Here is a 2153-nt window from a genome sequence, read left to right on the forward strand (position 1 = left end):
CCGAACGGCCGACGCGTCGGCGCGGGGAGGAGCTCGCGCCGACCGGCCGCCGCCGCGAGGACGAGGAGCGGACCGCCCGCCGGGCCCGGGTCGACGCCGACGCGGGCGGCCGGTACTCCGCCCCGCCGGAACGCGTCGCCGAGCCGGAGGAGCCGTGGGACAGCCCCCGCCGCTGGGAGGCCGGCGAGCCGATCTCCGCCGGCCCGGTCTCGGCCGGACCGATCCCGGGGGGCCCGATCTCCGGGGGCCCGATCTCCGCCGCGCCGCGCAGCGGCGGCGGCCGGCACAGCGTCGAGGACGACCTGCCGGAGGTGGAGCCGGACTACTGGCGGCCGCCCGCGCGGTACGTCCCCGAGGACGTCCCGCCGCCGGCCGACGACACCCCCACCCTTGTCGACCTCGCCTCCCGGCGGGCGCGGCGGGCGGCCGGCGACAGCCGCTCCGGCCGGCGGCGCCGGGCCAACGCCGCCGAGGTGGACGGGGCGTACTGGGCCGGGCTGCGGGGTGAGGCCAGGTGATGCGCACGACCGTGCCCCCGGTCGCCTGCGTCGGCGAGCCCCGGCTCACCGCCGGCTTCGCCGAGTTCGGCCGGCTCGACCTGCTCGCCCACGAGGAGGTGCACGGGCCGATCGGGCCGATGGAACCGGCGAGTCTGCTCCGGCTCGCCGAGGGCATCCAGCTCAAGGGCAAGGGCGGGGCGGGCTTCCCGTTCGCCCGGAAGCTCCGCGCGGTGCTGGAGTCCTGCGAGCGGCAGGACCTCTCCGCGGTGGTGGTGGTCAACGCCAGCGAGGGGGAGCCGGCCAGCTGGAAGGACAAGGTGCTGCTCACCCGGGCCCCGCACCTCGTCCTCGACGGCGCCGCGCTGGCCGCGTACGCGCTGGACGCCGACGAGATCATCATCGGGGTGGCCGACGACGGGGTGGGCCGGGACTCCCTGACGGCGGCGCTGGAGGAGCGCCGGATGCCGGTGCCCACCACTATCGTCACCGTCCCGCACCGGTTCATCTCCGGCGAGGGCGGCGCCCTGGTCAACGGGATCAACGGCCTGCCGCACATCCCGCCGGGCACCAAGAAGCGCTCCAGCGACTCCGGCGTCGGCGGGCTGCCCACCCTGCTCTCCAACGCCGAGACGTACGCCCAGCTCGCCGTCGCCGCCCGCCTCGGCCCGTACGAGTACGCGGCGCTCGGCACCGACGACGAGCCGGGCACCCTGCTGCTCACCGTCACCGGCGCGGCGAAACGGCCGGCGGTCGTGGAGTGCGCCGCCGGCACCCCGCTGCGGGAGATCCTCGACCTCTGCGAGGCGCCGGACGGCCCGGGCGTCCTGACGGGCGGCTACCACGGCAAGTGGATCACCCAGGAGGCCGCGGACCGGGCGGAGATCTCCCGCACCGGGCTCGCCGCCGTCGGCGGCACGCTCGGCGCCGGCATCATGATCCCGCTCGGCGCGGACACCTGCCCCCTCGGCGAGGCCGCCCAGGTGGTGCGCTACCTGGCCGGGGAGTCCGCCGGGCAGTGCGGGCCGTGCAAGTTGGGGCTGCCCGACCTGGCCCGCGCCGTCGACCTGGCGGTCTCCGGCAGCGCTCCGGTGGAGGTCGTCCGGGCCGCAGCCGGCGACGTCAAGGGGCGCGGCGCGTGCAGCCACCCCGACGGCACGGCCCGGTTCGCCCTCTCCGCGCTGGAGGTCTTCGCCGAGGACCTGCGGCTGCACACCACCGGTGAGGGGTGCGGCCGGCGGGTCAAGGGCGTGATGGGGTTGCCGGGCGCGCCCGAGGAGAATCCGCAGAAGCTCACCCTGGACTGGTCCCGCTGCGACGGGCACGGCCTCTGCGCCCACGTCGTGCCGGACTTCATCCGGCTCGACGCCAACGGATACCCCGCCTTCCCGCCCACCCCCGTGCCGACCTGGCTGCGGGAGGGCGCGCTCAAGGCGGTCAAGGTCTGCCCCGAACTCGCCCTCCGGCTGTCCAAGGCCGAGTAGCGAACCGTACCGAAGGGAGACGCGGATGCCGATGCTCCGCCGGTCGGTCAGTCCCGCACGTCCGCCCCGCCCGGTGGTGACCCGGCGGGCCGCCACGGCGGTCGCGCTGGCCGCCGCCCTGCTGGGCGCGGCGTCCTGCGCCTCCGGCGGAGACGCCGCCCGGCCGGCCGCC

General features: G+C 77.3%; 1 protein-coding gene and 1 pseudogene. Both read left to right on the forward strand.

Annotated elements, in window-relative coordinates:
- Positions 1-518, forward strand: a pseudogene (locus NCC78_RS31115) (hypothetical protein); the annotation flags it as partial.
- Positions 515-1981: an NADH-quinone oxidoreductase subunit NuoF family protein gene (locus tag NCC78_RS31120; protein WP_250799002.1), complete on the forward strand. Its 1467-nt coding sequence runs from the start codon at positions 515-517 to the stop codon at positions 1979-1981. The pseudogene NCC78_RS31115 and the gene NCC78_RS31120, both read left to right, overlap by 4 nt.
- The last annotated feature ends 172 nt before the right edge of the window (positions 1982-2153 follow it).

The sequence above is a fragment of the Micromonospora phytophila genome, from assembly GCF_023656545.1.
GTDB lineage: Bacteria > Actinomycetota > Actinomycetes > Mycobacteriales > Micromonosporaceae > Micromonospora > Micromonospora phytophila.